General features: G+C 64.5%; 1 protein-coding gene. It reads left to right on the forward strand.

Going from position 1 to position 629, the window contains the following annotated elements; all coding sequences use genetic code 11:
• The coding region (locus tag JFN87_RS33320) for a DDE-type integrase/transposase/recombinase (RefSeq protein ID WP_209346258.1) at window positions 1-594 on the forward strand (594 nt) is incomplete at its 5' end.
• Window positions 595-629 lie beyond the last annotated feature (35 nt).

A 629-nucleotide genomic window follows, 5' to 3' on the forward strand; every position in this document is an offset into this window, starting at 1 on the left:
CCGGCCAAGGGCGTCTGGTATCACGCCTACGTCATCATCGACATCTTCAGCCGCTACATCGTGGGTCACACCGTCGAGCGGTGCGAATCGGCGGTGCGGGCCGAGGAGTTGATCCGCGAGACCATCACCCGCAACGGCATCGTGCCCGAGACCGTGCACGCGGACCGCGGCACCTCGATGACGAGCAAGAAGGTCTCCCAGCTGCTGATCGACCTGGGTGTGACGCGGTCGCACTCGAGACCCAAGGTCTCCAACGACAACCCTTACAGCGAGGCCCAGTTCAAGACCACGAAGTACATGTCGGACTATCCCGAACGATTCGACTCGCTGGCCCACGCCCGCGAGTGGTTCGACACGTTCATCGCGTACTACAACCACGAGCACCGGCACTCGGGTATCGGCTGGCACACACCTGCCTCCGTCCACTTCGGGACCGCTGAGGAGGTCCGCGATCAGCGCGCGGTCACCCTCGCCGAGGCATACGCCCGCCACCCCGAACGCTTCGGCCGCCGCCCCCGACCACCCGAGATACCGCAGGCGGCCTGGATCAACGACCCGGCCAAACGCAGGGAACCCGCACCACAAACCTCATAGCCTCACGACCGTCTCACTGGACTTGAAATCTTCCG

It is taken from the genome of Streptomyces montanisoli (assembly GCF_017813245.1).
Classification (GTDB): Bacteria; Actinomycetota; Actinomycetes; order Streptomycetales; family Streptomycetaceae; genus Streptomyces; species Streptomyces montanisoli.